The sequence below is a fragment of the Virgibacillus carmonensis genome, assembly GCF_057836705.1.
In genome coordinates this window covers 1-528 of record NZ_JBYQFJ010000389.1, presented here as the reverse complement: position 1 = coordinate 528, position 528 = coordinate 1, and the positions used below count along the sequence as shown (strand labels likewise).

The 528-nt window shown below is 40.9% G+C and carries 2 protein-coding genes; both read left to right on the top strand.

Annotation, left to right across the window (positions count from 1 at the left end; genetic code table 11):
• Nucleotides 1-3 precede the first annotated feature (3 nt).
• Nucleotides 4-168, top strand: coding sequence for an EamA family transporter (locus AC3G7N_RS22515; RefSeq protein ID WP_489424323.1), 165 nt, complete (start codon nucleotides 4-6; stop codon nucleotides 166-168).
• Between the two features lie 10 nt (nucleotides 169-178).
• The coding region (locus tag AC3G7N_RS22510; RefSeq protein WP_489424322.1) for an aminotransferase class I/II-fold pyridoxal phosphate-dependent enzyme at nucleotides 179-528 on the top strand (350 nt) is incomplete at its 3' end.

The window sequence follows — 528 nt, the reverse complement described above, 5'->3', positions numbered from 1 at the left end:
GCCATGACAAAATTTAATATAAGTTTTGCGTATCCATTTATGAGTCTTTCTTTTGTACTCGTTTTTTTACTTTCTGTATTCTTGTTTGGCGAACCGGTTACCAGCCAAAAAGTAATCGGACTATCGCTGATTGTTTTAGGCATTATTGTTACAAGTCAATCGATATGAGGTGGTAGCTATGATTCCATTTAACCGACCATGTGTCACGGGAAATGAACAAAGATATATCCAAAAGGCGATTCAGACACCGAAATTATCTGGTAATGGCCCTTTTGGGAAGAGATGTACAGATTGGCTTGAAAATCACTTGAACTGTGAAAAAGCATTACTAACACCATCATGTACAGCAGCACTGGAGATGACTGGGCTGTTGATTGAGGCAACTGGAGGTGACGAGATTATTATGCCATCGTACACATTTGTTTCAACAGCAAATGCCTTTGCCCTCAGAGGTGCATCCATTCGTTTCGTTGATGTCGAGCCGGAAACCATGAATATTGACCCAGCAGCTATAGAACGCGCAATCAC